Source organism: Lysinibacillus sp. GW247-5R2A, from assembly GCF_059424475.1.
In genome coordinates this window covers 194,752-211,793 of sequence record NZ_JBWKZL010000002.1, presented here as the reverse complement: position 1 = coordinate 211,793, position 17,042 = coordinate 194,752, and the positions used below count along the sequence as shown (strand labels likewise).

Here is a 17,042-nt window from a genome sequence, read left to right as displayed (position 1 = left end):
CATGGCAAATTCATTAATCAGTGTCCAAATCATTCCGAAAACAGAAAAGTATGAGGATGTCATTCCTTATGTAGATGCGGCCATTGCAGTTATTGATGCATCTGGTGTGAAATATGAGGTTCATCCACTTGAAACAACGATGGAGGGTGAGCTTACAACGCTTCTTCAAATCATTGAAAAAATGAATAGTAAGATGGTCGAGCTAGGAGCCATTAATGTCATTACACAAGTGAAAATTTTATATCAACCAAATGGAATTACAATGGCTACATTAACGGAGAAATATCAGTCATGAAACGGGCATTACAAAAGGGAAGGACGATAATTTTTATCGCCTTCCTCTTATTCATATGGGAGCTTGTTGTGCATATCGCTGATGTTCCTCCTTGGCTCCTTCCAGCACCGAGCATAATTGTAGTAGAAGGCATTCAATCGTATCAGACGTTCCTGCCACATGCTCTGGCTACTGTGCAATTAGCTTTACTAGGACTTGCTATTGGAGTTGGCTGTGGTCTAACAGTGGCAATTGTTTTGCATCGTTATACGTTCATTCGGTCGTTATTTTATCCAATTCTCATTATGTCGCAAAACATACCTATTCTTGTATTAGCACCGCTGCTTATTATTTGGTTTGGCTTTGGCTTATTACCAAAGCTCATCATTATTTGTCTAGTGTGCTTTTTCCCTATTGTCATAGCGGCAATGGACGGTTTTCGTCAAACAGCACCCGAGTTAAAGCATTACTTTGAAATGATTGGTGCAACGAAGGCCCAAACGTTTTGGAAGCTAGAATGGCCACATGCCTACCCAGCTGTTTTCTCAGGTGTAAAAATTGCTGCAACTTATAGCGTAATGGGGGCAGTCATTGCAGAGTGGCTTGGTGCAAAAAAGGGAATTGGTGTATACATGACCTTAGCACAATCCTCCTTCCGTACAGATCGAGTGTTTGTCGCAATTTTTGCGATTGTCTTGTTAAGCTTATTGTTATTTAGTAGTATTCGTTTGCTTGAAAAATTAATGGTAAAGGGGAGAGGTTATCATGCTCAGCATTCAAAACATCGCTAAGTCCTTTAATAGTCTACATGTTCTTGATACTATTTCCTTTGATGTCAAGGATGGTGAGTTTGTAGCCATTGTAGGTCCATCCGGCAGTGGTAAAAGTACCCTTTTTCAATTAATTGGTGGGGTCTCTTCGGTTGATCAAGGGGAGATTTTATTAAATGGAGAGGATATCCAACGTAAACGAGGAACAATTGGCTATATGCCACAGCAGCCCTGTCTACTGCCTTGGCGTACTATTTTAGAGAATGTAACTATAGTTGAGGAATTGCAGCAAAAGCCTAATGTTGAACGTGCAAAGGGGTGGCTAGAAAAGGTAGGACTTGCTTCCTTTAGCAATGCTTATCCAAACGAGCTATCTGGAGGGATGCAACAACGTGTATCCTTCATCCGTGCCATTGTCAGTGATAAACCTATTTTATGTCTAGATGAACCATTTTCTGCGCTCGATGAATTTACAAGATTGGAAATGCAGGCATGGCTACTGTCCATTTGGGAAGAACATCGGAAATCCATCCTATTTGTCACACATAGTATTGAGGAAGCACTCTTTTTAGCAGATCGTATACTTGTTTTATCGAAACGGCCTGCAACGGTGAAAAAAGAAATCATTGTGCCGTTTGAGCGTCCTCGCAAAGAAGAAATTCGTCATTCGGCCACATTCACAGCCTTGAAGCAACAGTTATTCAAGTATTTACAGGAAGAAAAGGGGGATTTGCATGTTGATTGATGCCCATATCCATTTGGATCAGTATAAGGACGTAGAAATACCATCTATCTTGGAAGAAGTAGAGGCATTAATAGCGGTGAGTATGCAGCTATCCTCCTGTCAAAAGACATTAAATTTAGCGAAGGTCTATCCCAAAGTGAAGGCAGCTTTTGGTTTCCATCCGGAACAACCTTTACCGAGTGAAATAGAAGAGAAGGCTTTATTTGATTGGATTCGTTCCCATAGTGATGAGATGATAGCAATCGGTGAGGTCGGTTTACCCTATTATTTAAGGCAAGAACAAGCTTTGGATGTTCGTCCGTATGAGGCTTTATTGGAACGATTTATCGTATTGGCGAAGGAGTTGGACAAACCGATTGTATTGCATGCTGTGTATGAGGATGCTACCGTTGTGTGCGATTTACTAGAAAAGCATCAGCTTCGTCAGGCACATTTCCATTGGTTTAAAGGGGACGAGGTAGTTGTGAAACGCATGATTCAGCAAGGTTATTTTATCTCCATTACACCTGATGCATTGTATGAAGAGGAAATTCAACAGTTAATTCAAATCTACCCGATTGAATTGATGATGGTTGAAACAGATGGTCCATGGCCGTTTGAAGGTCCATTTACAAATAAACCTACGTCGCCGTGGATGATGCATTCGACGATTGAGGTAATTGCAGCTATTAAGGGATTGTCTATACAAGAAGCGGCTCAAATTATCACTCAAAATACGACAAACTTTTATCGACTTTAAACTAATTTTGTAAGTAACACTTATGTTTTCTACAATAATAAAAGCAGTATAGGATACAAATTAATTATCCGTATACTGCTTTTTATGTTTAGTAAAATCCTGCTTCAATTTCTCTGTCTTTGTTTTGGTAGTGCGTTCATGTGTACTGAAGGAATTGGATTGGCGATTTTTCTCTACATCCTTGCCCACAGTTCTTTTTATATGCATCCGCTTCTTTTTTGCCCTAGATTGAGCCATTTTCATTCCCTCCTTTTAACCATTATAGTAACGAAAATGAAAGAAAAAGTAAAACCTCGTAAGCAAGAACTTACGAGGTTTATGATATAGATTTAGTGAGATACGTCCTGTACAGAAATACCTGTGTTTGCTTTCACGTCAACTTCACGATATTTTGCATCATCAGTTTCTTTAGAAAGTAATGTGCCGATGAAACCACCAAGGAAACCAAGCGGTACAGAGATTAGGGCAGGGTTTGTTAACATAATTAACGGATCACCCACGAAAATCGCCTTGCCTTCAACTGGATTCCATACGTTTGGTGACATAGCTACTAATACTAAAGCAGAGATTAAACCTGTTAACATCGCTGTAACAGCACCAGCTGTATTAAAGCGTTTCCAATAGATTGTGTAAATAATAACTGGAAGGTTTGCAGAGCCTGCAATACAGAATGCTAAAGATACTAAGAACGCAACGTTTAATGTTTGTGCACCAAGTGCTAATAAAATGGAAATTATAGCGATTGTAATCGAACCGATACGAGCTGCAAGAACCTGCTCTTTTTCAGTAATTTTACCCTTTTTAATGATTTGCCCATAAATATCATGTGATAGGGCAGAGGCACCTGAAAGTACAAGACCTGCTACTACCGCTAAAATTGTTGCGAATGCTACCGCACAAACGAATGAGAATAGAATGTCGCCACCTAGTGCTTCTGCAAGAAGTGGGGCAGCCATATTACCAGCAGCGTTAGCCGCAATAATATCTTCTTTTCCAACGAATGCTGCTGCACCGAAACCTAAGAAAATTGTTAAAACGTAGAAAATACCTACAATCCAAGTAGCCCAAATAACAGATGAACGAGCCGTTTTTGCATCTTTTACTGTGAAGAATCGCATTAAGATATGTGGAAGACCCGCAGTACCTAATACTAAAGCAATTAACATGGAAATTGTGTCAAGTCCATTTGTATATTTTAGACCTGGGTTTAAATATGCGGCACCACTGTCAGTTGCAGTAGTCATTTCTTTAAACATTGTTGCAATACTGAAGCCAAACTCTTTTAATACTAAGAATGAGATAATAACTGTACCTAGCATTAAAAGACAAGCTTTAATAATTTGAACCCATGAAGTCGCTGTCATACCACCGAATAATACGTAAGTTGTCATCATGAAACCTACGATCAATACAGCTACCCAGTAGTCGATACCTAAAAGTAATTGAATAAGTGCTCCTGCACCAACTAGTTGTGCAATCATGTAGAATAAAACAATTGTAATCGTGCTTAAAGCAGCTGTTCCACGTACTTTTGAGTTATTGAAACGCGCTGTAATCATATCAGCTAAAGTGAATTTTCCAAGGTTACGTAAAGGCTCAGCTACGATGTATAAAACCACTAAGTAAGCTACTAAATAACCAATAGAGAAGAAGAATCCATCAAATCCAAATAATGCTACTGCACCTGCAATTCCTAAGAAAGAGGCTGCTGATAAATAGTCACCTGCGATAGCTAGTCCATTTTGCCAGCCTGTTAAGCCCCCGCCAGCTGTATAGAAGTCACTTGCAGAAGATGTACGTTTAGATGCCCACCATGTGATAACTAATGTTAAACCAACAATGGCTACGAAGAAGAATATGGCTGTAAAACTCATTCCGTTATTCATCGGCGGCCACCTCCGTTCTCGTATTCTGCGATAATCGCTTTTGCTTCTCTGTCGAAGTTGTTTGCTTTAGCTACATATAAATGACATAACCCCCATGTCATGATGAATAGCCCTGCGGAATAAATCCACACCCAAGTAATTTCCCCAAATGCCTTTTGGTGTAGAATTGTTGTGTACGATGTCAGAATTGGTAACAACATGTAGGCCAATAAAAATATGGCAGTCATAGACCAAAGAAAAGAATTCTTTCTGCGTACAAGAGACTTAAACGATTCTTGGTTTGCAATTGCATCATAGTCAATCACGACACCTTTTTTTGCTTGATTGTTCGCCATTAACATTCCCCATTTTGTGTATATTTTTTCTGCCTTAAGACTTGATTTTGCTAGTTTAGTGAATTCACATTCTCATTTTATGAAAGAGTTCACAAAATTGCAATACATTTCAGAAAAATTATGTAAAAAAAATTTTTCTGAAAATAGTCCTGCAAGAGAAAAAATCCTCTGAAATCAAGAATATACAGGGTTTTAGAATATTCAGATAAATAAATGAAGCAAAGAGAAATCTAGATTCTTGACAAAAAAAGAACGATAAATCCGTAAAATTACCTTGGTTTTTTATCCAAATTTAAATACTATTGCCTTAGTGAAAATTGGTTTTTTTCTGTATTTTGGAAGTCAAATAATATTGTTCGATAAGTAATTTGCTAGTTGAAGAATAACAAAAAAGGCGAAAAACTCGACCAAAAATCGAATTTTTTGCCTATTTTTTTGTATATTTTGAATTTCCATTCATTATGCATATGGTGTATAAAAATTAATGAGAAATATCAGATACAGAAACACCAGTATTCGCTTTTACACGAATTTCTTTATAAATTCGTTCAGCCTCTTCAGTCGGTACTTTACTAGATGAAAGGACTGATCCCAAATAGCCTGCAATAAAGCCTAATGGAATGGTAATAATGGCTGGAACAGCTAGTGGTACAAGTGGTTTACCAACAAAAATAGCTGCACCTTCAACAGGACTCCATACATTTGGTCCCATCGCTCCTAAAATTAAACAAGAAATTAACCCTGTTAGCATCGCTGCTACCGCACCAGTAGAATTGAACTTCTTCCAATAGATAGTAAAAAGAATGACAGGTAAATTCGCGGATGCACCAATACAAAACGCAAATGACACTAGGAACGAAACGTTTAAGCTTTGTGCAAACAGCGCTAAAACAATGGAGACAATTGCAATTGAGATAGAGCCTGTCCGTGCTGCTACTACCTGTTGCTTTTCTGTTAATTTTCCACCTTTAATAATTTCTCCATATATATCGTGTGAAATCGCTGAGGCACCTGTTAAAACTAAGCCAGAAACAACCGCTAAAATTGTCGCAAAAGCTACAGCACCGATAAAGGCCATTAACACATCTCCACCTAAATAATGTGCCAGGAGTGGGGCAGCTGTGTTACCAGCCTTACTTTCAGCTAAAATTTGATCTAAACCTACAAAGTTTAACGCACCGAAGCCTAAAAATATTGTTAATGAGAAGAAGATAGCCGTAATCCAAGTTGTCCATGATATAGACGAGCGTGCTGTTTTGGCATCTTTTACAGTAAAGAAGCGCATTAAAATATGTGGCAAACCAGATGTTCCTAAAACTAAGGCCATCATCATCGATACGGAATCAATCGTGCTTGTGTATTTAATTCCTGGTACAAGGAATTCCTCCCCATGATCGACAGCAATAGTGTCAAACATTTTCATGAGAGAGAAATCAAATTTCACTAATACTAATGTAGCTAATAAGCCTGTGCCGAATAATAGTAAACTAGCTTTTATAATTTGTACCCACGAAGTTGCTGTCATGCCACCGAATAATACATAGGTAGTCATCATCACACCGACAATTAACACGGCAATCCAATATTCAATACCGAATAGTAGTTTAATTAATGCACCAGCACCTACTAGCTGTGCAATCATATAAAGAATGACAATAATAATCGTACCTGATGCCGCAACGCCACGAATTCGCTTTTCATTAAAACGAGCGGTTAACATGTCAGCTAGTGTATAGCGGCCTAAATTACGCATAGGCTCAGCAATGACATATAGAAGAACTAAGTTGGCTACCACATAGCCTACAGAGAAAAAGAAACCATCAAAGCCAGTTAAAGCAATCGCTCCAGACACCCCAAGAAAGGCTGCAGCTGATAAATAATCACCAGCAATCGCAAAGCCATTTTGCCACCCCTTTAATCCGCCACCGGCTGTATAAAAATCAGCCGCTGAGGAAGTGCGCTTTGCTGCAATATAGGTAACAACAAGTGTTAAACCAACAATAGCTAAAAAGAAACCTACGGATACAATGTTCATTTAGTTACCACCTTTCGCATGATACTCGGCGAGCACAGCAGCTGCAGCTTTATCGAATGAAGCAGCTTTTTTTACATATACTGTACAGAGCACGATGGTCATGATAAATAATCCAGCTGAGTAAACCCATACTCCAGTAATATTTCCGAAGATTTTTTGTTGTAGTACAGGCTGGAATGCAAGGATCGGAAGCAAAATATAAAGAATAAGAAACACTGCGGTCATCGAGAAAAGAAAGGTGTTTTTCTTTTTCACAAAGCTATTGAACGATTCCATTGCCTCAATTGCATGATAATCAACGGATTGTGCTTGTTTTTCATTAGAAACATTCGCCATTATTATTCCCCCTAAAGTTATATATTTCTGTTTTAAACGACATATTTCTTTTTCGTTCGCCGTTATATTCACTTATTTTATGGGGGATATTCTTATAATGCAATACTAATTTTTGAGTTTTTATAATTTTTAGTCATTTCATTTTTATGGGAATAACATAGAAATATTAAGGGTTTACTAGAAAATTATTGTATGAAAGAGAGTGTTTATTTCTATTGATATAATATTCTTAAAATAGATTACTGCGAATAAAAATGACTGTGGGAGAAAATAATCACTTAAAAGAGAATTTTCTGCATTTTATTATTCTGCTATTAATATCCAGTGTTGATTAACAGTGTGAAATCATTTGTTATATAACACTGAATTTTTTCTTTGGGAAATAACGAAAATAATAAAAAAAAGCTTTTAAAATTTTTTAAAAAAGGAGAGCCATTTAGGAGAAGTGGAGTGATGTAATGCCAAAAATAGTTAATGTTCACAACTTACACAAAATGCATCGCTTGGATAAGTTCATTATCTTGTATTTGGCATCTAGAATGCATAAAATAAGGTGAAGAAATGAAGGGAAGTGTGCAAAATAAATGAAAAAGAAGAGCATGCTGCTAGTTTTAGTACTAGCATTCAGTAGCATTTTAGCTGCTTGTGGAAGTTACAAGTTTGAGCCATCTCTAAATATTGAGGTTCAAGATTTTAATGTAACCAATCAAAAAAATGAACAAGTGAGTCTTGATAATTTAAAGGGCAAGCCTTGGTTGGCCATGTTTATTTTTACAAACTGTACGACAATTTGTCCACCTATGACATTTAATATGACAGAAGTACAGCAGGCCCTACAGGATGAAGGTCTTGAGGATTATCAAATTGTTGCATTTAGTGTAGATCCGGAAGTGGATAAGCCAGACGTATTAACAAACTACTTAAAAACGTATAATGTTGTAGATGAAAGTAAATGGCAGCTATTAACAGGCTATCAGCAGAAATTTATCGAGCAATTTGCACGTAAATCATTCAATTCATTAGTCAAGAATGATCCTAACTCAGACCAAGTCATACATATGTCGAGCTATTATTTAGTGAATGCAGATGGCACAGTTGTAAAAGACTATGATGGCGCGACAAACGTACCAGTTGAAACAATCGTTGGAGATATGAAAGCTCTTATTAAGGAAAGCAAGTAACTCAAGTAACACAGAGGTCCATGTGACCTCTGTGTTTTTTTGTTGTTTAGAGACAAGCTTCGAAAATTGATTCGTCTCGATTTACTTTCTCAATATTGCACGGAATAGCCCTGTATTATATTGTTGTATTCACAACGGTTCAATAACTTAAACTATTCAACTAATTACAGGAGGTATTGACTCAATGACTAAAGAGGAACAACTGCACACCATTAAAGAAAATTTTATGAATTGTCAAAAGGTATTATTGGCAATCGGTGATGAAACACGTCAATCTATTTTACTTGTTCTAATGGCAACAGATTGTCAATCAGGCTTGCGCGTTGGTGAAATCACAGAGCAAACACATCTTTCTAGACCTGCTGTGTCACACCACCTTAAAATTTTACGAGATGCTGGCGTTATTTTAATGCGTAAAGAAGGGACAAAAAATTTTTATTATATAGATATACGTACGAAATTAGGTTTACTAAAAACACTGGTTACAGATATTGAATCGTTGTTAAAGGAATATTATTGAAACGGCTGGTATCAGACATGAATTGGAGGAATCAACAATGAAAGCAATGGTAATTGATAAATATGGCAATGCTCCCATGCATTTAGCAGAAATGCCTACACCTAATATTGGTGAATATGAAATTCTAGCAGAAATTCATGCGGCCAGTATTAATCCGATCGATTTTAAAATACGGGATGGGAAAGTAAAACTATTAATTAAGTATGAAATGCCCCTAATCCTCGGAAATGATTTTTCAGGAGTTGTGGTAAGGGTTGGTACAAAGGTAAGTCGATTTAAAGTAGGGGATGAAATATATGCACGGCCACGTAAAAGCAAAATTGGCACCTTTGCCGAATTTATCGCAATTCATGAGGATGACATAGCGTTAAAGCCTAAAAATTTAAGTTTTGAGGAAGCTGCGTCCATCCCACTCGTTGGCTTAACTTCATACCAAGCATTGCATGACATCATGCAATTACAAAGCGGACAAAAAGTATTGATTCATGCAGGGTCTGGTGGTGTCGGTACTTTTGCTATTCAATTAGCTAAATTAATGGGGGCAACTGTGGCAACGACTGCTAGTGAGGCTGGGGCAAATCTAGTAACAACGCTCGGTGCTGATGAAGTAATCAACTATAAGACAGAAAAGGTTGAGGAGCTATTAGAAAATTACGATGCAGTTTTCGACACACTCGGAGGAACGTCACTCGAAAAATCCTTTGAGATCATTAAACGTGGAGGAAAAATCGTTTCAGTTTCAGGCTTACCGAATGCCCGCTTTGCAAAAGAGTATGGCTCAGGGTTTCTTAAAAGATTATTATTTTCAGCAGCAAGTTATAAACTGACTGCACTTGAAAAGAAGCATGATGCTCACTATTCATTTTTATTTATGAAGCCAAGTGGTGAGCAATTACGTATAATTGCGGATTATATTGAGTCGGGTAAAATCAAACCTGTCATCGATAGAATTTTTTCATTTGAAGAAGCTCAACAAGCAATGGAATATGCCGAGTCTGGAAGGGCTAAGGGGAAGATCATTGTCAAAATCAAGTAATGCTCTAAGCGATTCAGGTTGGTATCCCATGTTGGTAAAGCAAATGCTCACTTATAAATTTATTTTTATTACCGCTAATTTTGCTGTAAAATAAGATCTAGAATTAGGAAGATGATTAAGATCGATTTAGAAAAAAAAGGATGATTTAAATGAAGAAAGCAGTGAAAATAGCCTCCTAAAACCAACCAACATTTTAGGAGGCGTGAAAAAATGAAATTTTATTTGATAGACCGCGAGAATTGGCAACGAAAAGAGTATTTTGAACACTATTTGCAACAACAAACATCATTCAGTATAACGAATGATATTAATATTACTGTTTTAATGGAGAATTTAAAGAAAAAGAATTTGAAACTATATCCCGCGTTTATTTTTATGATTACTAAAATAGTCAATGCACATCAAGAATTCAGAACTACCTTTAACGCAGAAGGACAGCTAGGGTATTGGGAGGAAATGTTGCCTTCATACACAATTTTTGATAAACAGTCATGCACATTTTCTTCCGTTTGGACATCCAATTTCACTACATTTACTGAATTCTGCACGCAATATGAGCAAGATATAGAAACATATAATGGTACAGATCGAATGTTTCCCAAAATGCCTATACCTGAAAATAATATACCTATCTCCATGATACCATGGTGTTCTTTTACCGGATTTAATTTGAATATTCATAATGGTGGAGACTATCTATTACCGATTATAACGGGTGCTCAATATGCTTCTATAAATGGGGAGTACCGATTACCAATTTCACTACAGTTTCATCATGCTGTTTGTGATGGGTATCATGCGGGTATTTTTATGAATGAGCTGCAAAAACTTGCTGATAATAGTGCAGAGTGGCTATAGTTTTTATAAAAGGAGCTGTGATTGCAGCTTCTTTTTTTGTTGGACATAGCAGTTTATTTGTAAGGAGAAGGTGGAAGCGTCCGTCGAGCTGAAGACACCAATATAGTCAAAGATTTATTTTTGAACAATACTACAAGAACCTGAAATTACCTTTAATTCGTTGTTTTTATCTTTTTGCCAAACCCTTGTATAACACATGTCATCTTCAGTATATTCCCCAGCTAGGATTCCTTTCACTTTTGCCTGTGTAATCGTAACAGCAGCATTTTCTAATAGAATCACCTTTTGATCTAAAAACTTAATTTCAGCAATATCGAATATTCCTAATCGGTGAGATTCAATATCGTCTTTTTTCGTTAATACTTGTCCAAAAGGGCTAACAAATGCAAGCTCCTCACTGATAAGTAAATCAATACTTTCTACATCTCCATTTACCATAGCATTTCGTAATCTTTCTTCATATTCATCAATTAAATTTGCCTCCAATTTAAAGCCTCCTTGTAAAAAATTTGGTCACTCTATTATATTCTTCAATTTATACACTACTCCAGAAATTACTCCGAAATTCACCCTCATGAGGTTAGTTGGATAAGGTAGTTCCATTTACTGAAACCACTGTTCTATCAATAACAGTCTAGTAACCAGAGACCTTTCTATTTAAATGCAATTTATAGTAAACTAACCAAAAGGGAGGAGAGAAATCATGATTAAACAACTGATCATCGGTGACACATCGCATGAATTGGCCGCTACACGTCTCATTTTGGAACGTTTGCCTGAGGAGCATCTGTCATGGAAACCTCACAAGAAGTCGATGACGCTCGGTGGGCTAGCCACACATTTGATTAACATACTGAACTGGCAAATGGCTATACTTCAATACTCAGAGTTTGATCTTTTAACTGTTCCGCTAAGAAGAGAACCTTTAGAAAAACAATCGGAAATTCTAAATGAGTTTGACGGAAACGTTGACAAGCTGGAACAAATGCTTGCCGAATGTGACGAGAAAATGCTAGGTCAAGAATGGACCTTGCGTCAAGGTGACCATATCATTCGCCGTGAGCCACGTGCACTCGCATTCCGTACCTTCGGATTAAGCCATATGGTCCATCACCGAGCGCAACTCGGAGTATATTTACGCCTTCTCGATATTCCCGTCCCTGGCATGTACGGTCCCTCGGCTGACGAACAAACATCCTGAGCGAAGATTTTTCATTCGAAAAGGGTAGAAACATAGTTTGAAGGCTCATATTTTAGCACCTTACAGTAATAAAGGAGCGTCCACAGCTAATTGTCTTATAAAGGACAAGGCGTTTTGGACGCTCCTTTCATTTTGATGAAATTGTATTAATTCTAAGTGGATGGTCAAAAAATTTTAAAATTGGATGGTGATAAAAAATTTAAATCCTTTATCATTGAAAGGCGGATGATCAAACATCCAAATAGCCACATTACATATTAATGAGAAATGAAATTATTAATAAAGTAATAGCTATGAAAAAATGGCTGAAAGAGTTGATAGAAGATGACAACGGGATTGATTATTACGATAGTAATTGGATCTATTATTAAATTGTTAATGAGTCCACCAAGTATAGCTGTGGCATGGGTAGTAAATAAATTTGAGCTTCACAAAGAACTAGACTCAAAGGAAGTTACGGTCACGTTTAATGGAAATAATTTGAAAGAAGGAGAAAAAATAAGATTTATAGATTTTTTTAATAAAGCTATCTTTTTAAAAAAATATTATATATTTCCGGGCAATGAAAAATTATTTTTACGACCTGAGACGAATGTTACACCCTTTGTCATCAACTTAAAAAGTGGCAAAAAAGATGTGGATTTCTTCATTTTTCCCTACGATGATCATGTGGATGTAGTCAAGAAGCGTAAAGAAAAAGTGATTTCATATAGTCTTAGTTCAGAAAATCTGCAAAAGTTTACTATATAACTAAGTTTATCACCGGTTTGAACGAATAGATTTATATTTAAGGCAGGGACAAACAGCTAATTTAGATTAAATCTCATTTTTATTGATATAGATTCTTGTAGATATTATACTGGAGAGGATTTACTAACAGACTTGGGTGGACTAGAGAGTGGAATTAAAAAGAAATAAAACTTTAACACATCTATTTTTGGGTAGCTATACAATTGGATTTGTAGTAGGGGGATTTACCTTTTTTATTTCCGTGAGGAACAGTGATTTTCAATTTACATTTTCAATAGAATCCATTTTGTGTGCCTTTATTTTGCTTCCAATTATATACTGGATTTATCGTTACTCTGGAATGGTGTTTAATAATCAACCTTATACAGTTAAATTTTTATACTTAGTTCTCTTTTTACTAGGTATGTTTTTGGGCATATTATTTTTTGAAATAATTGGGGTAATTTAAAAAGCGATTTGCCGCTTAATTTTCCAACAAGCATGGTTAAGAAACCATGCTTGTTGTTTTTTATTTTAAGTTCACATAATATATTTAAGGTTAACTAACAATGGACATAATGCTGGGGCCCATAGTTAGTATAGTAGTAGCTAAGATACTCTACTTACTTCAATATACCGATACATGCCATTTAACATGACAGGATGATCTTTTTCTATTTTTATCCGATGTTTGTTTTGATTAATGAGCTCTTCGAAATTTCTACCAATATCAGTTCCTAACAAGCTGATAAATGGACGTAACAACTTTTTTGTGAAGGTGATTTTTTGATTTTTAGGAGCAAATTTATCAAAAATCAGTATTTTTCCATCCTTTTTTAAAACTCTGATCATCTCTCCAAAACAATTACGCCCATCAGGAACAACCGAAAGAATTAAGCTCGCTACGATATAGTCAAAGGTTTCATCTTCAAACGTCATTTTTTGAGCATCCATCTCTAAAAAATGAATAGTAGAGTTCTTGAATTTATTTTTAGCTTTAGCTAGCATGTCAGGAGAATAATCAATGGCTGTAATATCATATTTAGCGTAATCAATTAATTCTAAATCTGCTCCAGTCCCAATGCCCACATACAATATTTTTTGTTTGCTTTTAAAAGGTACTTCTTGAAAAATCCTTCCTCTAGCTTTTAGAAAAATACCTGTATTAAAAAATTTATCGTAGAAGGAAGAGCCCAATTTGTATATAATCTTGTTCCACGTATTATTCAATGTATTATCCAACCTTTCAACAGAGTATTTAAGCATATGATTTTTTATAATTGTGTGAACCCTCGGAAAATGGCAGTACCTTACTGTCATCATATCAAAAAATAAAAAAATTCCCATTAAAATTTAAATGAGCGTAAAGGCAAGGACTGTGCAGTGTGGAAGAAGATCTTAGAAAGCGGGGTATTATCGTTGAGTTGAAATTTTAGGTATTATATATAAGAAACAATAATAATATATTCAGAAAATGATTGGACGGTCTGAGTGGTGGATGATTTGGCAATTATTATGAATATTGAAAAGCTTGGAATGCCAATGGCGCATCTTCCTATTGTGAAAATGGAAAAGCAAAAGCGGGGTTTGTTTTTCAGCATTTAGTAGCAAGACTTTGAATTGCCAGCTAGGTGTATCTTGGCGTATGAGGGAGACGAAAATTCAATAAAAATGAATAGCTTTTGACAGCTCCAATAGAAATGAAAAACATAATAGTATGGGACAGTCATTTTTTCGCAATTGGACGTATTTCTTTAGTTAGGAAAGCATCTTTTTTTGGACCTCTACAAGGCCAAATATTGTCGAACAATAGTCGTTGACTAAAGCTGTGGCTTTGGATAAAATGATTTGTTAATCAATAGGGAATGTACGTATGGCGGTGATGAGAAGAGTAATTTTGATTCTATCTCTCATTACTGAGATCGAGTATAATCATTGTTTTATTGCCATCATTGAAGAGTTTGATGTGGTGACTAATTATTCTAAAATAATCAAGGATTGGGGCAAATCAAATGAACCCTTTGTTATTAGATATTCCTTTAGAATTAGAAACAGAAAGGTTAATTCTTCGTGCACCACTACTAACGGGAGACGGAGAAGTGGTGAACCAAGCCATTAAAGATTCCTTTACCGAATTGAAAGAGTGGTTGTCACTTTTCCAACAACTTCCTACCGTTGAAGAAACAGACATCTTGTTAAGGGATGCTCATATAAATTTTTTAAAAAGAGAAAGCTTTCGTTTTCTTATTTTTGATAAAAGCGACAAGGACCTTATTGGAACTGCGAGCCTTCATGGGATCGACTGGAGCCTTCCTAAATGTGAAATAGGATACTGGATTAATACCAAATATAGCGGTAATGGCTATATGACGGAAGCGGTAAAGGAGTTAGTGAACCTCGGATTAAATCGCCTCGAATGTAAGAGAATTGAAATAAGATGTGATTCCACAAACTTTAAAAGTCGTTTTATCCCGGAAAAGCTTGGTTTTATGTTGGAAGGGATATTAAGGAATGAGGATTTATCCGCAGATGGCAGCAAGCTGACTGACACTTGTATTTATTCCAAAATAAATTAACTTGGTGAGTTGTATTGAAAAATGTCAGTTGCCATAAGAAACTTTATATTGACAAAATATTTTTTTGCTGTAAAATGAAAAACAATTCAAAAATATTTGTATAGAACAAAGGCTATGAAAAGAAATAGTATCAATTATTTTTACGAACAGAAAGTTACCGGTTGATGAGAGGTGCATGTAAAACGATTGAGAATTCATCTTGGAGCTGTGTACCGAAAAGATTATTCTAAGTAGGCTACACCGGTAAGCACCCGTAATCATGTGCGAGAGTATCGTCAAATGACCGTACTTCTTAAGGTAAGTAATGTGAATTGCTTATAAATTAAAGGTGGTAACACGAGTTGAATCGTCCTTTTGGTTAATCCAAAAGGGCGTTTTTTTTTATTCCTTTTTTGAGCAAAGTATTTGAAAATCTAAACGTAATAGGAGTTAGACATTATGAAAGACAATCATCAAGATTCACAGCTACAGCGCGGATTAAGCACACGTCATATGCAATTAATTGCACTTGGCGGATCCATTGGAGTCGGTTTATTTTATGGCTCTAGTTCAACCATCCAAATGGCTGGACCATCTATTTTACTAGCTTATTTAATTGGCGGATTAGTTATTTTCACAATTATGCGTGCATTAGGTGAAATGGCAGTAGAGGAACCTGTTTCAGGCTCGTTCAGTACGTACGCGAATAAATATTTAGGGCGCTTTGCTGGATTCTTATCGGGTTGGACGTATTGGTTCATGTGGATTGTCGTTGGTATGGCTGAATTAACAGTAGTCGGTGTATACATTAACTACTGGTTCCCTGATATTCCACAATGGGTAACTGCCCTTGTAGTACTTGTTATCATGACGCTTGTCAACCTAGCAAATGTAAAAGCTTACGGAGAATTCGAATTCTGGTTTGCAATGATTAAAGTTGTTGCGATTATCGGTATGATCGTTCTAGGGTTAGCCATTATTTTCTTCGGTGTTGGCAACCAAGGTGAAGCAATTGGCTTCGATAATTTATGGGCACACGGTGGCTTCATGCCTAACGGTTTCCATGGTATTTTAATGTCACTCGTATTAGTTATGTTCTCATTTGGTGGGGTTGAATTAGTTGGTATTTCTGCAGGAGAAGCAAAAAATCCTAGCAAGTCCATTCCTTCAGCTATTAACAACATCGTTTGGCGTATATTAATTTTCTATATTGGTGCATTAGGCGTTATGATGATTATTTATCCTTGGAACGAAGTTGGTTCAGAGGGTAGCCCGTTTGTTCAAATTTTCGATTACGTCGGCATTCCTGCTGCGGCTCACATTATTAACTTTGTTGTCATTACAGCAGCGATGTCTGCATTTAATAGTGGTTTATACGGTTCAGGACGTATGCTACATAACTTATCGGTACAGAAGAATGGTCCAGCCTATTTCAAAACAGTCAGCAAAAACGGTAGTCCACGTAGAGGGATTTTATTTTCTTCAGCGGTGTTATTATTGGCGGTTGTCTTAAACTATATAGTACCTGAAAAAGTGTTCATCTATATTTCTGCTGTTGCAACTGTTGCAGTCATAACAAGCTGGATGATTATATTATTAGCACAATTGAAATTTAGAAAGTCAAAAACGAAAGAGGAAGTAGCCAAGCTGAAATTCAAAATTCCGCTTTATCCACTTTCTACGTATATTGCCATTGCATTCTTATTAATGGTGATTGTGTTAATGGCGTTTATGCCAGACATGCGTATTGCGCTATATGTCGCACCAGTTTGGTTTTTAATCCTATTTGTTGGATACAAAGGTATACAATTGAAAAAATAGTTACATCATTTTATTTAACCG

Annotated in this window: 20 protein-coding genes and 1 other annotated feature; of the genes, 13 read left to right on the top strand and 7 right to left on the bottom strand. The window is 36.4% G+C overall.

The genetic code is table 11. The features are described from left to right. Position 1: 1 nt before the first annotated feature. The 4 genes from AC07YC_RS04670 to AC07YC_RS04655 are packed head-to-tail and all read left to right on the top strand — an operon-like array spanning position 2 to position 2,528. The gene (locus AC07YC_RS04670) at positions 2 to 295 is read left to right on the top strand and encodes a thiamine-binding protein (RefSeq protein WP_494918528.1); all 294 of its coding nucleotides are present in this window, start codon (positions 2 to 4) and stop codon (positions 293 to 295) included. Continuing rightward, complete coding sequence (locus AC07YC_RS04665; protein ID WP_336634526.1) at positions 292 to 1,065, top strand: ABC transporter permease; 774 nt, start codon at positions 292 to 294, stop codon at positions 1,063 to 1,065. Before AC07YC_RS04670 ends, AC07YC_RS04665 begins: the two co-directional genes overlap by 4 nt. Continuing rightward, on the top strand, positions 1,040 to 1,789 hold the full coding sequence (locus AC07YC_RS04660) for an ABC transporter ATP-binding protein (protein ID WP_494918527.1): 750 nt from the start codon (positions 1,040 to 1,042) through the stop codon (positions 1,787 to 1,789). The genes AC07YC_RS04665 and AC07YC_RS04660 overlap by 26 nt, the downstream gene beginning before the upstream one ends. Further along, positions 1,779 to 2,528 carry a TatD family hydrolase gene (locus AC07YC_RS04655; RefSeq protein WP_336634528.1) on the top strand — a complete coding sequence of 250 codons (750 nt, stop codon included), beginning with the start codon at positions 1,779 to 1,781 and terminating at the stop codon, positions 2,526 to 2,528. The genes AC07YC_RS04660 and AC07YC_RS04655 overlap by 11 nt, the downstream gene beginning before the upstream one ends. A gap of 60 nt (positions 2,529 to 2,588) precedes the next feature. On the opposite strand, the gene brfA is transcribed toward AC07YC_RS04655, so the two are convergent. The 5 genes from brfA to AC07YC_RS04630 all read right to left on the bottom strand — a co-directional run bounded on the left by brfA (position 2,589) and on the right by AC07YC_RS04630 (position 7,120). After that, positions 2,589 to 2,765 carry a ribosome rescue factor BrfA gene (gene brfA, locus AC07YC_RS04650; protein WP_336634529.1) on the bottom strand — a complete coding sequence of 59 codons (177 nt, stop codon included), beginning with the start codon at positions 2,763 to 2,765 and terminating at the stop codon, positions 2,589 to 2,591. 92 nt (positions 2,766 to 2,857) lie between these two features. Beyond that, positions 2,858 to 4,402 (bottom strand): solute symporter family protein, encoded by a 1,545-nt coding sequence (locus AC07YC_RS04645; protein ID WP_025116303.1) that lies wholly within the window; start codon positions 4,400 to 4,402, stop codon positions 2,858 to 2,860. Positions 4,403 to 4,410: 8 nt separating this feature from the next. Continuing rightward, positions 4,411 to 4,749 (bottom strand): DUF485 domain-containing protein, encoded by a 339-nt coding sequence (locus tag AC07YC_RS04640; RefSeq protein ID WP_025116302.1) that lies wholly within the window; start codon positions 4,747 to 4,749, stop codon positions 4,411 to 4,413. Between the two features lie 481 nt (positions 4,750 to 5,230). Continuing rightward, on the bottom strand, positions 5,231 to 6,784 hold the full coding sequence (locus AC07YC_RS04635; RefSeq protein ID WP_336634530.1) for a solute symporter family protein: 1,554 nt from the start codon (positions 6,782 to 6,784) through the stop codon (positions 5,231 to 5,233). Beyond that, on the bottom strand, positions 6,785 to 7,120 hold the full coding sequence (locus tag AC07YC_RS04630) for a DUF485 domain-containing protein (protein ID WP_336634531.1): 336 nt from the start codon (positions 7,118 to 7,120) through the stop codon (positions 6,785 to 6,787). 584 nt (positions 7,121 to 7,704) lie between these two features. Between AC07YC_RS04630 and AC07YC_RS04625 the strand changes: the two genes are divergently transcribed. From AC07YC_RS04625 to catA, 4 genes are all read left to right on the top strand, one after another. Then, a complete protein-coding gene (locus AC07YC_RS04625; RefSeq protein WP_008181322.1) occupies positions 7,705 to 8,301 on the top strand; it encodes an SCO family protein in 597 nt (198 codons plus the stop codon). A gap of 184 nt (positions 8,302 to 8,485) precedes the next feature. Then, positions 8,486 to 8,821 (top strand): ArsR/SmtB family transcription factor, encoded by a 336-nt coding sequence (locus AC07YC_RS04620; protein ID WP_036227275.1) that lies wholly within the window; start codon positions 8,486 to 8,488, stop codon positions 8,819 to 8,821. 37 nt (positions 8,822 to 8,858) lie between these two features. Then, entirely contained in the window at positions 8,859 to 9,857 is a 999-nt protein-coding gene (locus AC07YC_RS04615) for an NADP-dependent oxidoreductase (RefSeq protein ID WP_494918526.1), read from the top strand. A gap of 210 nt (positions 9,858 to 10,067) precedes the next feature. Beyond that, the gene (catA, locus tag AC07YC_RS04610) at positions 10,068 to 10,715 is read left to right on the top strand and encodes a type A chloramphenicol O-acetyltransferase (protein ID WP_494918525.1); all 648 of its coding nucleotides are present in this window, start codon (positions 10,068 to 10,070) and stop codon (positions 10,713 to 10,715) included. 114 nt (positions 10,716 to 10,829) lie between these two features. Here catA and AC07YC_RS04605 read toward each other — a convergent pair whose 3' ends face one another. Further along, positions 10,830 to 11,201: a nuclear transport factor 2 family protein gene (locus tag AC07YC_RS04605; protein ID WP_494918524.1), complete on the bottom strand. Its 372-nt coding sequence runs from the start codon at positions 11,199 to 11,201 to the stop codon at positions 10,830 to 10,832. A gap of 217 nt (positions 11,202 to 11,418) precedes the next feature. Here AC07YC_RS04605 and AC07YC_RS04600 point away from each other — a divergent pair, with 217 nt between their 5' ends. The 3 genes from AC07YC_RS04600 to AC07YC_RS04590 all read left to right on the top strand — a co-directional run bounded on the left by AC07YC_RS04600 (position 11,419) and on the right by AC07YC_RS04590 (position 13,114). Beyond that, the gene (locus tag AC07YC_RS04600) at positions 11,419 to 11,916 is read left to right on the top strand and encodes a DinB family protein (RefSeq protein ID WP_336634534.1); all 498 of its coding nucleotides are present in this window, start codon (positions 11,419 to 11,421) and stop codon (positions 11,914 to 11,916) included. Between the two features lie 324 nt (positions 11,917 to 12,240). Further along, entirely contained in the window at positions 12,241 to 12,666 is a 426-nt protein-coding gene (locus tag AC07YC_RS04595) for a YfmQ family protein (RefSeq protein WP_494918523.1), read from the top strand. A gap of 148 nt (positions 12,667 to 12,814) precedes the next feature. Beyond that, the gene (locus tag AC07YC_RS04590; RefSeq protein WP_494918522.1) at positions 12,815 to 13,114 is read left to right on the top strand and encodes a hypothetical protein; all 300 of its coding nucleotides are present in this window, start codon (positions 12,815 to 12,817) and stop codon (positions 13,112 to 13,114) included. Positions 13,115 to 13,254: 140 nt separating this feature from the next. Here the strand turns inward: AC07YC_RS04590 and AC07YC_RS04585 are convergent, their stop codons facing one another. Next, positions 13,255 to 13,875, bottom strand: coding sequence for a class I SAM-dependent methyltransferase (locus AC07YC_RS04585; protein ID WP_494918521.1), 621 nt, complete (start codon positions 13,873 to 13,875; stop codon positions 13,255 to 13,257). A gap of 782 nt (positions 13,876 to 14,657) precedes the next feature. Between AC07YC_RS04585 and AC07YC_RS04580 the strand changes: the two genes are divergently transcribed. Beyond that, complete coding sequence (locus AC07YC_RS04580) at positions 14,658 to 15,221, top strand: GNAT family N-acetyltransferase (RefSeq protein ID WP_494918520.1); 564 nt, start codon at positions 14,658 to 14,660, stop codon at positions 15,219 to 15,221. Between the two features lie 105 nt (positions 15,222 to 15,326). Beyond that, positions 15,327 to 15,578 (top strand) — a binding site (T-box leader). Between the two features lie 81 nt (positions 15,579 to 15,659). Then, on the top strand, positions 15,660 to 17,021 hold the full coding sequence (locus tag AC07YC_RS04575) for an amino acid permease (protein ID WP_494918519.1): 1,362 nt from the start codon (positions 15,660 to 15,662) through the stop codon (positions 17,019 to 17,021). The last annotated feature ends 21 nt before the right edge of the window (positions 17,022 to 17,042 follow it).

What these genes read in the sequence shown, in the direction of transcription:
- AC07YC_RS04670 (WP_494918528.1), top strand. Translation starts at nt 2, where the DNA reads ATGGCAAATTCATTAATCAGTGTCCAAATCATTCCGAAAACAGAAAAG.
- AC07YC_RS04615 (WP_494918526.1), top strand. Translation starts at nt 8,859, where the DNA reads ATGAAAGCAATGGTAATTGATAAATATGGCAATGCTCCCATGCATTTA.
- AC07YC_RS04625 (WP_008181322.1), top strand. Translation starts at nt 7,705, where the DNA reads ATGAAAAAGAAGAGCATGCTGCTAGTTTTAGTACTAGCATTCAGTAGC.
- AC07YC_RS04645 (WP_025116303.1), bottom strand. Translation starts at nt 4,402, where the DNA reads ATGAGTTTTACAGCCATATTCTTCTTCGTAGCCATTGTTGGTTTAACA.
- AC07YC_RS04640 (WP_025116302.1), bottom strand. Translation starts at nt 4,749, where the DNA reads ATGGCGAACAATCAAGCAAAAAAAGGTGTCGTGATTGACTATGATGCA.
- AC07YC_RS04580 (WP_494918520.1), top strand. Translation starts at nt 14,658, where the DNA reads ATGAACCCTTTGTTATTAGATATTCCTTTAGAATTAGAAACAGAAAGG.
- AC07YC_RS04600 (WP_336634534.1), top strand. Translation starts at nt 11,419, where the DNA reads ATGATTAAACAACTGATCATCGGTGACACATCGCATGAATTGGCCGCT.
- AC07YC_RS04660 (WP_494918527.1), top strand. Translation starts at nt 1,040, where the DNA reads ATGCTCAGCATTCAAAACATCGCTAAGTCCTTTAATAGTCTACATGTT.
- AC07YC_RS04665 (WP_336634526.1), top strand. Translation starts at nt 292, where the DNA reads ATGAAACGGGCATTACAAAAGGGAAGGACGATAATTTTTATCGCCTTC.
- AC07YC_RS04630 (WP_336634531.1), bottom strand. Translation starts at nt 7,120, where the DNA reads ATGGCGAATGTTTCTAATGAAAAACAAGCACAATCCGTTGATTATCAT.
- AC07YC_RS04620 (WP_036227275.1), top strand. Translation starts at nt 8,486, where the DNA reads ATGACTAAAGAGGAACAACTGCACACCATTAAAGAAAATTTTATGAAT.
- brfA (WP_336634529.1), bottom strand. Translation starts at nt 2,765, where the DNA reads ATGGCTCAATCTAGGGCAAAAAAGAAGCGGATGCATATAAAAAGAACT.
- AC07YC_RS04655 (WP_336634528.1), top strand. Translation starts at nt 1,779, where the DNA reads ATGTTGATTGATGCCCATATCCATTTGGATCAGTATAAGGACGTAGAA.
- AC07YC_RS04635 (WP_336634530.1), bottom strand. Translation starts at nt 6,784, where the DNA reads ATGAACATTGTATCCGTAGGTTTCTTTTTAGCTATTGTTGGTTTAACA.
- catA (WP_494918525.1), top strand. Translation starts at nt 10,068, where the DNA reads ATGAAATTTTATTTGATAGACCGCGAGAATTGGCAACGAAAAGAGTAT.
- AC07YC_RS04595 (WP_494918523.1), top strand. Translation starts at nt 12,241, where the DNA reads ATGACAACGGGATTGATTATTACGATAGTAATTGGATCTATTATTAAA.
- AC07YC_RS04575 (WP_494918519.1), top strand. Translation starts at nt 15,660, where the DNA reads ATGAAAGACAATCATCAAGATTCACAGCTACAGCGCGGATTAAGCACA.